Below are 14432 nucleotides of genomic sequence, written 5' to 3'. Positions count from 1 at the left end.
CACCCGTGTTCAGGTGGCTGGGTCGGCACTCTGTTGAGTTCTCCACAGCGCAGGCTCCGGGCCGTGCATCCGGACGCTGTTCGTGCAGGTCAAATGACCCCCAAGCAGAGCGACCTAGGTAGCTTGCCGTTGCCATGAAAGCTACCTAGGTCGCTTTGGGGCGTCAAGCGGTCTGGCGACCTGACTGCAAACGACCTAGGTCAAGTACGCTTTCGGGGTGGACTCACAGCCGAAGAGGAAGCTCAACGCCCGCGAGATCGCAGCCAGGGTCAGAGACGAAATCGCCGCAGGGACCTTCGGCCCCGGGGACCGCCTCCCTGGCGCTCGGGCCTACGCCAAGAAGCTCGGGGTAGCCCTGATGACCGTGCAGAACGCCTACGCGCAACTCCAGGAAGAAGGGTTGGTCGAAGGCCGCACGGGGAGCGGCACCTACGTCCGTGACCCCGCTCCCGGCGAGCAGGCGCCCCGTGAGGCCGCTCAGCGCCTGACCGAGCTGCAAGCCGAGGTCGCGCGCGTCTCGACCGAACTGGCCGGCCTTGTCGAGCGCGTCAAGCAGCTTGAAGCGGTCGTGGGTCCCGCCAACGAGGAGCCCGGCGCTTAGCGTCTCTCGGGGTGTGTCCGCCATCATGCTCAAAGCGTGTCCCGGCGAGCGCTCCGTGAGTACGTACTCTCGCCGCCCCCGCACCGAACTAATCCGAACTTTGGCCGCTTAGCTGGGTGTTGGCGGATCGTCAGGGGCTGTAAGACTGGCCCCATGGCTGAACTGAACGGGAAACCCGTCACCCTCGACGAACTCCAGAGCCTTGCCCTCACCAACTACGGCCACTTCACCTCCATGCGCATGGAGGACGGCACGATTCGTGGCCTGTCGCTTCACCTCGATCGGTTGGTTCGGGACTGCCGCATCGTCTTCGGGGTGGAGTTGGACCGCGAGCGGACGCTGAGCTACATCCGTAAGGCAGCGGAAGGCGTCACCGGGATTGCCGGTCTCCGAGTCACGGTTTTCGACCCTGGGATCGACATGGGGCGTCCCAGTGATGCCAAGGACCCCCATGTTCTCGTGAACTTGCGGCCGGCGGGCGCCATGCCCCCGCCCCCGCTTACCGCCAAGTCCTTCACCTTCACCCGGGACAGTGCGGTGGTGAAGCACATCGGTCTTCACTCGCAGCTCCGGATTCGGCGTGATGCACAGCTCGCCGGTTTTGACGATGCGGTGTTCGTCGAGCCGGACGGTCGCGTCTCTGAGGGCGGCACGTGGAACCTGGGCTTCGTCGACCAGGACGGGACTGTCATTTGGCCGGACGCCCCTGTCCTCCCCGGTACGACGATGCTCCTCCTCCAAAGCTTGGACGCTCCCAAGCAGGTCACAGCCCCGGTACAGCTCGCCGACCTTCCAACCATGGCCGCGGCTTTTGCCACGAACACAACGATCGGCGTGCGCTCCGTGAGCGTGATCGACGACGTGCAGTTCCCGCAGGATCACCCCGTGCTCGAAGCGCTGCGCGTCGGATACGTCGGAATTCCCGGCGACCGACTGTAGGCGCGATCCGCTACCCGTTGGGGCAGCGATTCACGACAGAGGTAGCCCATGCCACTCGTTACGAAATGGACCGGCCGTGAAGTTAAGGCACTGCGTGAAGCCGTACGGATGAGCCTCATGGAGTTCGCCGAGAGACTCGGGGTGTCCGACCGGATCGTGTCGCGGTGGGAAGCTGACGGCGAGCGAGCCACCCTGCGCATGGTGAACCAGGCGGCCTTGGACACCTTGCTAGCCAAAGCCGACCAGGACGCCCAGGGACGCTTCGTCGGCATCCTCGCGGCGGATGACATACCCACTCAAGCGGTCATCGAGCCTGACGAAGACCAGACGAGCAGTGGCGAGTACGTGAAGCATCCCGGAGACGGAAAGCTCATGGCGCGCGTGCCCGAAGGGATCTTCTTATCTGGAGAGGGCGACGATCCGGTGTGGGTGGATGAATTCCACATCGACACCTTCCCGACCACTAACGCCGACTATGCGCGATTCTGTGCGGCCACTCGGCACCCCGTGCCCGAGCACTGGGAGAACGGTCGTTGTCCGCGCGAGCTGTACGACCACCCCGTTGTTCACGTGACGTGGCGAGACGCGAATGCCTACGCGACGTGGGCGGGGAAGTCGCTGCCCACAGCAGAGCAGTGGGAGAAGGCAGCGCGCGGAACCTCCGGCCGCACCTTCCCCTGGGGTGACCAGAAGACTGCCGCGAAGTGCAACGTCAGAGAGACCGGAGTGGAGCGTACGACCTCCGTATCGCGGTACCACAGCGGTGTCTCGCCTTACGGGGTCTACGACATGGTGGGCAACGTGTGGGAGTGGCTTGCTACCCCGACCGAGCCAGGACGGTACGAACTTCGGGGGAGCGCCTTCACGAGCCCTCTGTTCCGAGGAGTGCCGGCCGTTCCCAACGACGCCGACGACACGATGCATGACGACGACACAGGCTTCCGCTGTGTGGCGACACCTCAGCAGATGGCGCCGCACATCAGGTGACCCCTGGACTTCTCGCGGCGGGCCATCTTCTGATGATGCCCGAACGTCGGCACGGTGGGGCTCCTGAAACCGCCGTGCCGACGTCATCTCTCTGCTGACCAACTAACAGTCGCGATGCAAACCATGAAAGATGACGGACGCACGCTTCCGCTATCTGACAATTCGCAGGTGGCCCGTTACTGCAGGGCTCTTTTGGCCTCCGCCAGGGACGGCCGCCATGGCTAGTCCGAAGACCAGCGCATCAAGGTCTTGCTCGCTTTCCTGAAGCTGGTCCGCGATCGTGCGAGACGTCCAGCCATCTTCCCTGGCTAGCTTGAACAAATCGGTAAGGAACTTCGAAGGCTCTGGCTGCATTCCGTCTGGTTCAGCAGTGCGAAACCCTCTCTCGGACAACTCGATGAGCCACTGCCTTCTGTTCCACTCCGAAATGAACTCCAGCCTGTACAGGCGCTCAACCATGGCAAGGGCTGAAACTTTCCAGTACTTCTTCAGCTTGAATACATCATCCAGGCGGAGCTTTCCTACCACTTGAGCGTATAGGCCGTCGGCTGGTACCAAAAAGCTCGCGGCGAAGTCGTGAGCTTCCTGCTCGATCTGCCTTGAGAGGTTCATGTTGGCAGCTTCGTGTAGTACCAGGTGGCCTAGTTCGTGCGCCAGGTCGAATCTCGTCCGCTCAGCCGTTTTGCTCGTGTTTAGGAATACAAAGGGTCGACCTTCGTATTTGAAGGAGAAGGCATCGATTTCTCGATCCGCCGCAGGGAGTGAGAACACGCGTACTCCCCTGCGTTCGAGGAGGGCCAGCATGCTTTTAATGGGTTTTTGGTGCAGCCCCCAGGTAGACCGAAGTTGCTCGGCTACCATCGCCGGGGGAACATCGGATGGGTCGGCAACATCGGGTAGGTCGGTGATCGGCGTGCCGTAATGCTTGTCAATCCATCCGCTCAGCTCGATTGCCATAGAGCTGACCGCAAGCACCCGCCGCAGTTGTCGAGCTGTCATGGACGAAAGAGCCCGAAAGGTGACCCACTCCTCCTTCACTTGTGGTGGGTCATCGGAGAAAAAATAGGACTGCGGAAGGGACAAGGCTCGCGCAATTTGGTCTGCCGGAGGTGAATCCACCTGTCCGGCTTCCCAGGCCGTAACTGTGCGCCGCGAAACGTCGCACAGTTCAGCGAGTCCCTGTTTTGTAAGTCCTCTGCGCTCTCTCGCTGATGTCAGCCTTGCAGGATTAAATGACGGTCCTTCATTACGAAGTAGCCCTGAATACCATTGATTCTCCGTCATCGTCGTCATCCTCGTCTGACTCTATAGGTGCTACCGCTCCCGATGAAGGGATCGGCGGGATGAGGATGCGCTCCACCCATTCGCTAACTAGGCCGTCTCCAATGTCTCGTGCGAGCGAGACCTCCAACCGAATCTCGTCTTCGTCGGCGTGGACGACCAGGAACCAGGTTGAGCAGTCCTCGTCGGGAGTTAGGTCGGCATCCTGTGTCGGTACAGAGCGGACTCCCTCGATCTCCCCCCAGAGTGTTGGCTGAACGAATTCAGCGTTCCTCTCAACTCGCTCTCTGGTCTTAGGTCCCCTCTTCCTGGTGAGCTTCGGGTGGCGCTTACCTCGTGTACCAGTGTATTTGTCGCCCGCTACGACGGCAAAGGCCAGGCGCTTCTCCTCGGAGTAGACGGTTTCATAGTTTCCCGTCCGGCCTATGCGCCAGCCCTGCTGCAACTTCTTCAGTTGTCGACGGAGTCCTGCGAGCGTTTCTGCCCACATGGCCACACCCGCGTACGTACGCGGATACCACGGCTGATCGACCCGTTTCCGGGCGTTGTCGCCAAATGTGACACTCTCCCGAAAATGCTCGGCGGAGAGCCCCCACTGGCGGAGACGGGCGTCCGCCTCGTCGGGGGGAGTGATCTTGGTGGAGCTGTCAGGCGGTTGCGCAGGGTGCTTCAGCATCGAGCCTCCGTGATCGACTTCCCCAAATGCTACCTCAAATGAGGTCCAAAAAGGGGAAGCCCCACCTTGGTGGTCGCCCGCGCAGTGCACGTAACCCGTGTGTCCTGACAGAGTCGTTGTGGGCCATGTGTGGGCCAGGGGCGGCGGCGTCGGCCGTGCTCCCGGTCGTTGGCGCAGGTCAGCGGCCATCGAGACGTTGGCGCAGGAACGCTCTTGAAAACCGTCGTGGCGCGAGCCACCGTGGGTTCAAATCCCACACCCACCGCACAGCGAACGGCCTCTGACCTGGTGTTCAGGTCAGAGGCCGTTGGTCTTGCGAGTGCTGCGGCGGTGTGGCTCAGAGTTCGTGGTTCTGTGCCAGTCCCTCCCAGTCCAGGGCCAGCAGGCCCGCATCCGCCTCGTGTCCCGACGGCGTCGCCGGTGTCGGCTGGAACCAGACCACCGTGAGGCGGGAGCGGTACAGGACCGGGTCGAGCGGGTCGTGGGACCCGTCCACCGGCGTCGAGTGGAACGCCCCGGCGCAGCCCACCGCAGGCAGCACCTCCACCGGGCCGAAGCCGCCCGCCTTCTGGTCGGGATACTCGCGCTGCGGTGGGATCAGGTGGACCCGGGTCGTCGGACTGGCGCGTTGCGCGCCCCGCACCAGCGCGTTGATCTTCATGTCGTTGAGCTGCTCACAGGGATGGCCCTCCAGCATGTCGCCGTACGTCGACGTCATGCGCAGCTCGGTCAGTTCGATCGAACGGCCGGAGGAGAGGATGATGCGGGTCAGCGACATGGGCCCACATTAGGGCGAGGGCGCGGGGCCGATCACCCGCTTTCACGGACGGTGCCCGGTCAGGCGGGCGGCCGAGGCGATCGTCGCCCGCGCCTCCCGCTCGCTGAGCCCCGTCCCGAGGGCCGCCTCGATCAGCGCGGGGAGCAGGTCCGGGGCCAGGAGGTTCTCGTAGGCGCGGCAGGCCGCCCAGAACAGGCGGGTGTTGCGCTGCCCCTCGTGCGCGGCGAGGACGAACTGGACGAGGCCCTGGCCGTGGCCGCCGCCGTGCCCGGTCCTGGAGTTCGGCGTGGTGGGCGTGCGGGGCGGTGGCAGGAGCAGGCGGAGCAGGGCCGGTGGACAGGTGGCCGGGGCAAGGTGGGCCGTGCCGGGCGCGGTGCCGTAGACGCCGTGGTCGGTGCGGGAGCCGGGGCCGACGAGGTAGCCGCCGGCGCCGCGGATGTCGATGCCGGGGGCGAGGCGACCGGCCGAGTTGGGGACGGCGGTGTCCGGGGGGCCGGTGAGCCACAGGTGCCGGCCGCCGCTGGGGGTGAGGACGACCACCGTCTCCGGGATCGTGAACAGATGCCGCAGTGCCAGTTCGCGCAGGGCGGCCGAGGAGTCCGTGCCCGACTTGGTGTCCAGGTCGACGCCGATCAGATGGTGCGGCGGCAGCCCGCAGGCGATGCCGTAGCCGGTGGCCCAAGGGGCAGCGGCGAACAGTTCGCGGATCCGGCGCGGATCGGTCGAGGCGTCGTACACCCCGTGCCCGAAGCGGCCGCATTCGCCGTGGCAGGCAGGGGCCTCGGGGTCGGTTCGGTGGGGGGAGCGGAGGGCCGGGAGCTTGGTCCGCGACAGCGGGATGACGGCCAGGCCGCGTTCGGCGGCTGACAGGGCGTGTGCGAGGGCCAGCGTCGTGGCCTGCCGGTCGGTGGTGGCCATGCCTCTATTTTCGTACGAGTGTTCGAAGAAGGGAAGGGGGGCACGCCCGACGCGCCGGTGACCAGGCGATTGTCGGAAAAGTTGGCGGAACGCTTCCCCTCTTGCGTCGCTTGGTGAAGAGGTGTCCTGTGTGCCCTGAAGTGCGGGCGCAACATGGCCTAAGGGGTTTATCGACTTGTCATCACGCTTGAGGGCGAATCACCGCTTCCGGGGTGGTTCGCCGGGGATTCGGTGGGCAATCCTGATCTCGCGACGTCGTGCTCACACCGCCGGGGCGGTCGGCCAACTGCCCTGGTGAAAGCCGTACTTCACGCGCTCAAGGCCGTCCGGCCGGGCGTATTTGCTACTGGAGGAACCCAACATGGCAAGCATCCGTACCGCTCGCGTGGTCGCCGCCGTCTCCGCCCTTCCGCTCGCAGCCGCCCTCTTCGCCGGTGTTGCGACGGCGGACAACGGCTCCTTCGCGGACAACGGATCGACCGCCTCCGTCACCAACGCGTTCGCGGGCATCATCGGCAGTGGTGTCGGCGACGACAACAACGGCAACTCGTCGACCACGCAGCAGCAGGCGGTCGGCGCGGGCGCCTCGAACCAGAGCAACACCGCGCAGGTCGACGACTCGGCGTACACGGCCATCCAGCAGGGCAACGAGAACGTCGCCGTCAACTTCTACCCCTGGTGGTGATCTGAGGGGGCCGGTGCGCGGCGCCGGTCCCCTCGACTCACGTGTGGGGCGTGTTCAGTGGGGTGAACAAGGTCAGTCCGCGCGGCGGTGCTTCTGCACCGCCGCGCAGACGTTCTCCCTCCCGCCGTCGACCGCGCCCGTCCCTTGCGTGTACCGGCCTTGACAGGCCTCTGTATCTGACGGACAGTCAGGAACTGTCCGGAGGAAGGGGTTACGACGGCCATGGCTGACGACGACGACCTGTTCGCGCGCCTCAAGGCCTACGAGGGGCGTCCCGCCACGCTCGCCGGCACCGGCAAGGACCCGGTCAACCTGCCCATGATCCGGCACTGGTGCGAGGCCCTCGGCGACACCAACCCGGCGTACACGGGCCCCGGCGCCGTCGCCCCGCCCACCATGCTCCAGGCCTGGACGATGGCCGGGCTCTCCGGGCCCACCGCCCCGGCCGCCCCGGGCTTCAACGCTCCGGCCGTCCCGGGGCCCACCGCCCCGGCCGCCCCCGGCCCCGCCGTCTCCGGCTCCGGTCCCGTCACCTCCGCTCCTGCCCGCCCGGCAGGTCCCGCCGCCTCCGCCCCTGGCCGCCCGGCGGGTACCGCCCCTGCCCGCCCCTCCCGCCCCCCGGACCGGACACCGGCCTACGACGAACTCCTCGGGCTGCTCGACGAGGCCGGCTGTACCTCGGTCGTCGCCACCGACTGCGAGCAGGAGTATCTGCGCCCCCTGCGCCCCGGCGACGAGATCACCTTCGACACGGTGATCGAGTCGGTCTCGCCGAGGAAGACCACCAAGCTGGGCACCGGCTACTTCATCACCACCCGCACCCGCGTCCACGCCGCCGGCGAACTCGCCGGGACCCATCGCTTCCGCATCCTCAAGTACGCTCCCGCCCAGCGTCAGCGGGCCCCGGCCGAGACCCGTCCCCGCCCCGTCGTGAGCCGAGACAACGCCGGCTTCTGGGAGGGCGTCCGGCGGCACGAGCTGCTGATCCAGCGCTGCACCGGCTGCCGCACCCTGCGGTTCCCCTGGCTCCCCGGCTGCGCCGCGTGCGGCGGCCTCGACTGGGACACCGTCCGGGCGGCCGGGGACGGCACGGTCCATTCGTACGTCGTCATGCACCACCCGCCCTTCCCGGCCTTCCGCCCGCCCTACGCCGTCGGCCTGGTCGAGCTGGCGGAGGGCGTGCGGATCGTCAGCAACGTGGTCGGGGTGCCGTACGACAAGGTGCGGATCGGGATGCCGGTGCGGCTTGAGTTCCGGCGGTACGACGACGAGTTGGTGCTGCCCGTCTTCCGGGGAGGGCTGTCGTGAACGTGGGGGACGAGCTGCCGCCGCTGGAGATCGCGATCACCCGCACCCTGATCGTGGCCGGGGCGATCGCCTCGCGCGACTACCAGGACGTGCACCACGACCCGGAGCTCGCCCGGCAGAAGGGCTCGCCGGACGTCTTCATGAACATCCTGACCACGAACGGCCTCGTCGGCCGCTATCTCACCGACCACTTCGGCTCCACCGCCGTCCTGCGCAAGGTCGCCATCCGGCTCGGCGCGCCCAACCACCCGGGCGACACCATGGTGCTGAACGGCCGCGTCGAGGCGGTCGACGGGCCGACCGCCGTGATCCGCGTGACCGGCGACAACGGCATCGGCCGGCACGTCACCGGCACGGTGACCCTCACGCTGCCCGCCGGGGGCACCTCGTGAGGGCCGCGATCGCCGGCATCGGCGCGACCGAGTTCTCCAAGGACTCCGGGCGCAGCGAACTGCGCCTGGCCGTCGAGGCGGTGCGGGCGGCGCTCGACGACGCCGGGCTGACGCCCGCCGACGTGGACGGCATGGTGACCTTCACCATGGACGCCAACCCGGAGATCACCGTCGCCCGGGCGTGCGGCATCGGCGAGCTGTCCTTTTTCTCCCGCGTCCACTACGGCGGTGGCGCGGCGTGCGCGACCGTGCAGCAGGCGGCGCTGGCGGTGGCGTCCGGGGCGGCGGAAGTGGTCGTCTGCTATCGCGCGTTCAATGAACGTTCGGGCCGCCGCTTCGGTTCCGGCGTCCGGAACCGGGAGCCGACGGCGGAGGGCGTCGCGCTGGGCTGGGTGATGCCGTTCGGGCTGCTGACGCCCGCGTCCTGGGTGGCGATGGCGGCGCAGCGGTATCTGCACACGTACGGGCTGACCTCCGAGGAGGCCTTCGGGCCGGTCGCCGTCATGGCACGCCGGCACGCCGCGGCCAACCCGGCGGCGTACTTCCACGGCCGCCCCATCACCCTCGCCGAGCACGCCGCCTCCCGCTGGATCGCCGAACCGCTGCGGCTGCTGGACTGCTGCCAGGAGACGGACGGCGGCCAGGCCCTCGTCGTCACCTCGCCCGAACGCGCGCGGGATCTGCGGCATCGCCCCGCCGTGATCGCGGCGGCCGCCCAGGGGGCGGGGCGCGCGCAGGAGCAGATGACGAGCTTCCACACCGGCGACCTGACCGAGCTGCCGGAGGCCGCGGTGGTGGCCCGGCGGCTGTGGCGGACGGCGGGCTGCGGCCCGGCCGACATCGACGTGGGGATCCTTTACGACCACTTCACGCCGTTCGTGCTCATGCAACTCGAGGAGTACGGGTTCTGCGGGCGCGGCGAGGCGGCCGCCTTCGTCGCCGAGGACCGGCTGCCGATGAACACGCACGGGGGCCAGCTCGGGGAGGCGTACCTGCACGGCATGAACGGGATCGCGGAGGCGGTACGGCAGCTGCGCGGCACGTCCGTGAACCAGGTGCAGGGGGCGGAACGGGTGCTGGTGACGGCGGGGACGGGCGTGCCGACGTCGGGACTGGTGCTGACGTCCGGGAGGTGAACGCGCCCGGCACCCCACAAGGGCAGCGCCCTCCGGAAGCCCCCGTTCCAGGCCCTGTTCCCCGCGCCCCCTAGGGGGCGCACCCGCAGGCCGGGTCCACCGCCCGTCCACCTCCAGGAGGTGCAGCGGGCCGCACCTCTACACCCTGAGGGGGACCCGGCTTCGGGACCTGCGGGCGATCCGCGCCAGGGGGTCCCGAACCTAGCTTGGAGTCATGACCACACCCGTCTGCACCACCGCCTCGAACGCGGCCGCACCTAGGACGCAGACCCCCACGTACCCGTCCTTCGCGTCGTACGTCCGGGCCCGCCGGCCCGTGCTGCTGCGCACCGCCCGGTCGCTCACCGCGAACCCGTGCGATGCGGAGGACCTGCTGCAGACCGCACTCACCAAGACGTATGTCGCCTGGGAGCGCATCGAGGACCACCGCGCGCTGGACGGCTATGTCCGCCGCGCGCTGCTGAACACCCGTACGTCGCAGTGGCGCAAGCGCCGGGTGGACGAGTTCGCCTGCGACGAGCTGCCCGAGCCCGAGCCGCTGCCCGGCGGCGACGACCCGGCCGAGCAGCAGGCGCTGCGCGACGCCATGTGGCGGGCGATCATGAGACTCCCGGCCCGGCAGCGGGCGATGGTCGTCCTCAGGTACTACGAGGACCTGAGCGAGACCCAGACGGCCGAGGTGCTCGATGTGTCCGTCGGCACGGTGAAGTCAGCGGTCTCACGGGCGCTGGGCAAGCTGCGCGAGGACGCCGAGCTCGGGCTGGTGCGCTGAGCTGAGCGGCGAGTTGTTCGTTCTCGCTGCATTCTGTCCGGCAACGTGAGGTGATCGATCAGCCGGATCTAGTGACATACCGCGCGGTATGTGCGCAGAATCAGCGCACGCCTTACCGCCGCGTAGGCAATGTCGCCCCGGGAGGACCGCCGTGCTGAGCACCATGCAGGACGTACCGCTGCTGATCTCAAGGATCCTGACCCATGGGGCCACGATCCACGGATCGTCGCAGGTGATCACCTGGACCGGCGAGGGTGATCCGCAGCGCCGCTCCTACGCCGAGATCGGCGCCCGCGCCGCCCAGTTGGCGAACGCCCTGCGTGACGACCTCGGGGTCGAGGCCGACGACCGGGTCGCCACACTGATGTGGAACAACGCCGAGCATGTCGAGGCGTACTTCGCGATCCCCTGCATGGGCGCGGTCCTGCACACCCTGAACCTTCGCCTCCCCGCGGAGCAGCTGACCTGGATCGTCAACCACGCCGCCGACCGCGTGGTGATCGCCAACGGCTCCCTGCTGCCGCTGCTGGCACCCCTCCTGCCGCATCTGAAGACGCTCAAGCACGTCGTCGTCGCCGGTCCGGGCGACCGCTCCCTGCTCGCCGAGGCCGACGTCCAGGTGCACGAGTACGAGGACCTGATCGCCGACAGGCCGGTCACCTACGACTGGCCGGAGCTGGACGAGCGTCAGGCCGCCGCCATGTGCTACACCTCCGGCACCACGGGCGACCCCAAGGGCGTGGTCTACAGCCACCGTTCGATCTACCTGCACTCCATGCAGGTCAACATGACCCAGTCGATGGGCCTGACCGACGAGGACACCTCCCTCGTGGTGGTCCCCCAGTTCCACGTCAACGCCTGGGGCCTGCCGCACGCCACCTTCATGACCGGCGTCAACATGCTGATGCCGGACCGCTTCCTGCAGCCCGCCCCGCTCGCCGAGATGATCGAGCGGGAGAGGCCGACGCACGCCGCCGCGGTGCCGACCATCTGGCAGGGCCTGCTGGCCGAGCTGACCGCCAACCCGCGTGACGTCCGCTCCCTCACCCAGGTCACCATCGGCGGCTCGGCCTGCCCGCCCTCGCTCATGGCGGCCTTCGACGAGCTGGGCATGCGGGTCTGTCACGCCTGGGGCATGACCGAGACATCCCCGCTCGGCACGGTCGCCCGCCCGCCGGCCCACGCGGTCGGCACCGACGAGGAGTTCGCCTACCGGCTCACCCAGGGCCGCTTCCCGGCGGGCGTCGAGGCCCGCCTCACCGGTCCCGGCGGCGAGCGCCTGCCCTGGGACGGCGAGTCCGCCGGCGAGCTGGAGGTCCGCGGCGCCTGGATCGCGGGCGCCTACTACAACGGCCCCGACGCCGAACCCCTGCGCCCCGCCGACAAGTTCAGCGAGGACGGCTGGCTCAAGACCGGCGACGTCGGCACGATCAGCGCCGACGGCTACCTCACCCTCACCGACCGTGCCAAGGACGTCATCAAGTCCGGCGGTGAGTGGATCTCCTCGGTGGACCTGGAGAACGCCCTGATGTCCCACCCGGACGTCGCCGAGGCCGCCGTGGTCGCCGTCCCCGACGAGAAGTGGGGCGAGCGTCCGCTGGCCACGGTGGTGCTGAAGGAGGGCGCCACGGCCGACTTCGAGACCCTGCGCGCCTTCCTGGCCGGCGAGGGCAAGATCGCCAAGTGGCAGCTCCCGGAGCGCTGGACGGTCATCCCGGCCGTCCCCAAGACGAGCGTCGGCAAGTTCGACAAAAAGGTGCTGCGCCGCCAGTACGCCGAGGGGGAGCTGGACATCACCCAGCTCTGAGAGGCGCACAGGTCCGTACGGCGGCGGCCGCCACCGCCGTACGGACGCGGTCGCCGACGCGGCGGCCGACAGCGCGCTGAGAGTGATCCACGACGCACCGTGTACGCCGCATCCGTCAGGACCGAGTGATCGTCTAGTACGTCATGAACCTGACGCATTCAGCACGCGGCATCCCGCTCCGCCCGTTCTCGGTGTTCCTGGCCCTGGCCGGTGTCGCCGGGGCCGTGCTGGTCGGCCGAGGCGGTCTGGACACGGTGGTCGGCTGCGGTCTGGCCCAGGATCCCTACCCCTCGCAGACCGCCCAGGACTGGGTCGAGTACGCCGATCACGTCGTCGTGGCCGAGCCGGTCCGCGAGGAGGAGACCAACCGCCGCGAGTTCGACAAGGGCTCGTACCGCCATCAGACCGACCGCACGGTCACCCTCCGCACGGACGACGTCCTCTGGTCCGCCCCGCGCCCCGACCGGTCGATCGGCGAGAGCTTCGCACTCACCGCCCCCGGCTGGCGCGTCCTGCGCACGAGCGGCGACCGCGTCGAGCGGACCGCCGCCTACGCGCCCCGACTGGAGACCGGCCACACCTATCTGCTGGCCGTGCGCTGGACCGCCGAAGGCTGGGCAGTCCTGGGCGAGGGTGCCGCCGTCCCGTTCGACGACCGCACGGCGGGGCGGGGCGAATGGTGCGGGCGGGTCCTGACCGAGGAGGACGTGGCCAGCGGCGAACGCTTCTCCCGCCGGTCCGACGACAGCTTGGAGAAGGCCGTCAACGGCCTCGGCGAACGGGCAGTCGTCAGCGCGCTGACGAGCGCCGCCGGCTCCGGGTGACCGAGCGCGGCAACCCCCGGCCGAACGGCGCCGCCGGTCAGTTTGTCCCGATCCGCGCCAGCAGTTCCACGATCCGGCTCTGCACCTCCGTGCTCGTGGACCGCTCCGCGAGGAACAGCACCGTCTCGCCGGAGGCGAGCCGCGGCAGGTCGGCCTGGTCGACGGCGGCCGTGTAGACGACCAACGGGGTGCGGTTGAGCTGCCCGTTCGCACGCAGCCAGTCGACGATCCCGGACTGGCGCCGATGCACCTGCATCAGGTCCATCACCACCAGATTCGGCCGGAACTGCCCCGCCAGCGTCACGGCGTCCGCGTCGCTCGCCGCCCGCGCCACCTGCATCCCGCGCCGCTCCAGCGTCGCGGTGAGCGCCAGCGCGATCTCCGCGTGCTCCTCGATGAGCAGCACGCGCGGCGGGTGCTGCTCGCTGTCCCGCGGCGCGAGGGCCTTCAGCAGGACGGCGGGGTCGGCGCCGTACGCCGCCTCGCGCGTCGCCTGCCCGAGCCCGGCCGTCACCATGACCGGCACCTCGGCCGCCACGGCCGCCTGCCGCAGCGACTGGAGCGCCGTCCGCGTGATCGGCCCGGTCAGCGGGTCCACGAACAGCGCCGCCGGGAACGCGGCGATCTGCGCGTCGACCTCCTCGCGCGAGTGCACGATCACCGGCCGGTAGCCGCGCTCGCTCAGCGCCTGCTGCGTCGACACGTCCGGCGCGGGCCACACCAGCAGCCGACGCGGGTTGTCCAGCGGCTCCGGCGGCAGTTCGTCGTCCATCGGCTGCGGCCGCGGCGGGTCGGCGACCTCGACGGCCCCACCGGGACCGTCCAGCGGTTCGGGGCCCTCGGCGGCGTTCTCGTCCGGTGCGCCTATGGCGTACGAACGTCCGGCGCCCTCGCTCGCCGGCCCCGCGAGCCGCGACTGCCCCGACTGCCCCGCCTGCTTCTGCTGGACGGACTGCGGTTCGCCCTGCGGGTGCGGGCGCGCGGCGGCCGGTTCAGGCGGCGTGCCCAGCTTGCGGCGCCGGCCACCGCCGGTCGACTGATGCGGCGGCGGGGTGGCCCCGGCCGACGGCTGCTGCACCTGGGCCGCCTGCCGTGTGAACGGCACACCTTGCCCCAGGGTCCGCACGCTGATCGCCCGGCCCTGCGTGGAGTTCGGATCCACCGGAGCGGCGGCACCGCCGGCCTCGGCGGGCAGCGGCTGCGCCATCCGCGCCTGCGTCGCGGTGGTCGGCCCGGCCGCCACGGACAGGTCGACGCCGAGGACGCGCGGGAAGCGCGCAGCGAGGAAACGCGTCTGGGTGCCGTTGCCGCAGCCCAGGTCGATCATC

General features: G+C 69.0%; 14 protein-coding genes and 2 pseudogenes. 10 read left to right on the top strand and 6 right to left on the bottom strand.

What is annotated here, in order from left to right; genetic code table 11:
• Positions 1–217 precede the first annotated feature (217 nt).
• The 3 genes from AB0O67_RS22965 to AB0O67_RS22955 all read left to right on the top strand — a co-directional run bounded on the left by AB0O67_RS22965 (position 218) and on the right by AB0O67_RS22955 (position 2527).
• Positions 218–601 (top strand): GntR family transcriptional regulator, encoded by a 384-nt coding sequence (locus tag AB0O67_RS22965; protein ID WP_365452915.1) that lies wholly within the window; start codon positions 218–220, stop codon positions 599–601.
• Between the two features lie 153 nt (positions 602–754).
• Positions 755–1540: an aminotransferase class IV family protein gene (locus AB0O67_RS22960; protein ID WP_365452912.1), complete on the top strand. Its 786-nt coding sequence runs from the start codon at positions 755–757 to the stop codon at positions 1538–1540.
• A gap of 48 nt (positions 1541–1588) precedes the next feature.
• A complete protein-coding gene (locus AB0O67_RS22955) occupies positions 1589–2527 on the top strand; it encodes an SUMF1/EgtB/PvdO family nonheme iron enzyme (RefSeq protein WP_365452909.1) in 939 nt (312 codons plus the stop codon).
• Between the two features lie 150 nt (positions 2528–2677).
• Here the strand turns inward: AB0O67_RS22955 and AB0O67_RS22950 are convergent, their stop codons facing one another.
• From AB0O67_RS22950 to AB0O67_RS22930, 5 genes and pseudogenes are all read right to left on the bottom strand, one after another.
• Positions 2678–3484 (bottom strand): ImmA/IrrE family metallo-endopeptidase, encoded by an 807-nt coding sequence (locus AB0O67_RS22950; RefSeq protein ID WP_365452965.1) that lies wholly within the window; start codon positions 3482–3484, stop codon positions 2678–2680.
• Positions 3485–3616: 132 nt separating this feature from the next.
• A pseudogene (locus AB0O67_RS22945) lies at positions 3617–3811 on the bottom strand (helix-turn-helix domain-containing protein); the annotation flags it as partial.
• The gene (locus tag AB0O67_RS22940) at positions 3774–4484 is read right to left on the bottom strand and encodes a hypothetical protein (protein ID WP_365452906.1); all 711 of its coding nucleotides are present in this window, start codon (positions 4482–4484) and stop codon (positions 3774–3776) included. The gene AB0O67_RS22940 and the pseudogene AB0O67_RS22945, both read right to left, overlap by 38 nt.
• 337 nt (positions 4485–4821) lie before the next feature.
• Entirely contained in the window at positions 4822–5262 is a 441-nt protein-coding gene (locus AB0O67_RS22935; protein ID WP_365452903.1) for a hypothetical protein, read from the bottom strand.
• Between the two features lie 42 nt (positions 5263–5304).
• Complete coding sequence (locus AB0O67_RS22930; protein ID WP_365452900.1) at positions 5305–6180, bottom strand: bifunctional DNA primase/polymerase; 876 nt, start codon at positions 6178–6180, stop codon at positions 5305–5307.
• A 361-nt stretch (positions 6181–6541) separates the two neighbouring features.
• Between AB0O67_RS22930 and AB0O67_RS22925 the strand changes: the two genes are divergently transcribed.
• The 7 genes from AB0O67_RS22925 to AB0O67_RS22895 all read left to right on the top strand — a co-directional run bounded on the left by AB0O67_RS22925 (position 6542) and on the right by AB0O67_RS22895 (position 13104).
• Entirely contained in the window at positions 6542–6865 is a 324-nt protein-coding gene (locus AB0O67_RS22925) for a hypothetical protein (RefSeq protein ID WP_365452897.1), read from the top strand.
• Positions 6866–7087: 222 nt separating this feature from the next.
• Positions 7088–8173: an OB-fold domain-containing protein gene (locus AB0O67_RS22920; RefSeq protein ID WP_365452894.1), complete on the top strand. Its 1086-nt coding sequence runs from the start codon at positions 7088–7090 to the stop codon at positions 8171–8173.
• Positions 8170–8565, top strand: coding sequence for a MaoC family dehydratase (locus tag AB0O67_RS22915; protein WP_365452891.1), 396 nt, complete (start codon positions 8170–8172; stop codon positions 8563–8565). Before AB0O67_RS22920 ends, AB0O67_RS22915 begins: the two co-directional genes overlap by 4 nt.
• Positions 8562–9701 carry a lipid-transfer protein gene (locus AB0O67_RS22910; RefSeq protein WP_365452888.1) on the top strand — a complete coding sequence of 380 codons (1140 nt, stop codon included), beginning with the start codon at positions 8562–8564 and terminating at the stop codon, positions 9699–9701. Before AB0O67_RS22915 ends, AB0O67_RS22910 begins: the two co-directional genes overlap by 4 nt.
• Before the next feature lie 214 nt (positions 9702–9915).
• Positions 9916–10473 carry a SigE family RNA polymerase sigma factor gene (locus AB0O67_RS22905; protein ID WP_365452885.1) on the top strand — a complete coding sequence of 186 codons (558 nt, stop codon included), beginning with the start codon at positions 9916–9918 and terminating at the stop codon, positions 10471–10473.
• A gap of 151 nt (positions 10474–10624) precedes the next feature.
• Positions 10625–12280: a long-chain fatty acid--CoA ligase gene (locus AB0O67_RS22900; protein WP_365452882.1), complete on the top strand. Its 1656-nt coding sequence runs from the start codon at positions 10625–10627 to the stop codon at positions 12278–12280.
• Positions 12281–12423: 143 nt separating this feature from the next.
• Positions 12424–13104 carry a hypothetical protein gene (locus AB0O67_RS22895; protein WP_365452879.1) on the top strand — a complete coding sequence of 227 codons (681 nt, stop codon included), beginning with the start codon at positions 12424–12426 and terminating at the stop codon, positions 13102–13104.
• 37 nt (positions 13105–13141) lie between these two features.
• On the opposite strand, the pseudogene AB0O67_RS22890 reads toward AB0O67_RS22895, so the two are convergent.
• Positions 13142–14432 (bottom strand): annotated as a pseudogene (locus tag AB0O67_RS22890) (hypothetical protein); the annotation flags it as partial.

Source organism: Streptomyces sp. NPDC086077 (genome assembly GCF_040686175.1).
GTDB lineage: Bacteria > Actinomycetota > Actinomycetes > Streptomycetales > Streptomycetaceae > Streptomyces.
Note: the sequence above shows the minus strand (reverse complement) of the source record. Positions and strands in the feature narration are given on the sequence as shown.

Coding starts and splice junctions, on each gene's coding strand:
- AB0O67_RS22960 (WP_365452912.1), top strand. CDS start 755: ATGGCTGAACTGAACGGGAAACCCGTCACCCTCGACGAACTCCAGAGC.
- AB0O67_RS22955 (WP_365452909.1), top strand. CDS start 1,589: ATGCCACTCGTTACGAAATGGACCGGCCGTGAAGTTAAGGCACTGCGT.
- AB0O67_RS22950 (WP_365452965.1), bottom strand. CDS start 3,484: ATGGCAATCGAGCTGAGCGGATGGATTGACAAGCATTACGGCACGCCG.
- AB0O67_RS22940 (WP_365452906.1), bottom strand. CDS start 4,484: ATGCTGAAGCACCCTGCGCAACCGCCTGACAGCTCCACCAAGATCACT.
- AB0O67_RS22935 (WP_365452903.1), bottom strand. CDS start 5,262: ATGTCGCTGACCCGCATCATCCTCTCCTCCGGCCGTTCGATCGAACTG.
- AB0O67_RS22930 (WP_365452900.1), bottom strand. CDS start 6,180: ATGGCCACCACCGACCGGCAGGCCACGACGCTGGCCCTCGCACACGCC.
- AB0O67_RS22925 (WP_365452897.1), top strand. CDS start 6,542: ATGGCAAGCATCCGTACCGCTCGCGTGGTCGCCGCCGTCTCCGCCCTT.
- AB0O67_RS22920 (WP_365452894.1), top strand. CDS start 7,088: ATGGCTGACGACGACGACCTGTTCGCGCGCCTCAAGGCCTACGAGGGG.
- AB0O67_RS22905 (WP_365452885.1), top strand. CDS start 9,916: ATGACCACACCCGTCTGCACCACCGCCTCGAACGCGGCCGCACCTAGG.
- AB0O67_RS22895 (WP_365452879.1), top strand. CDS start 12,424: ATGAACCTGACGCATTCAGCACGCGGCATCCCGCTCCGCCCGTTCTCG.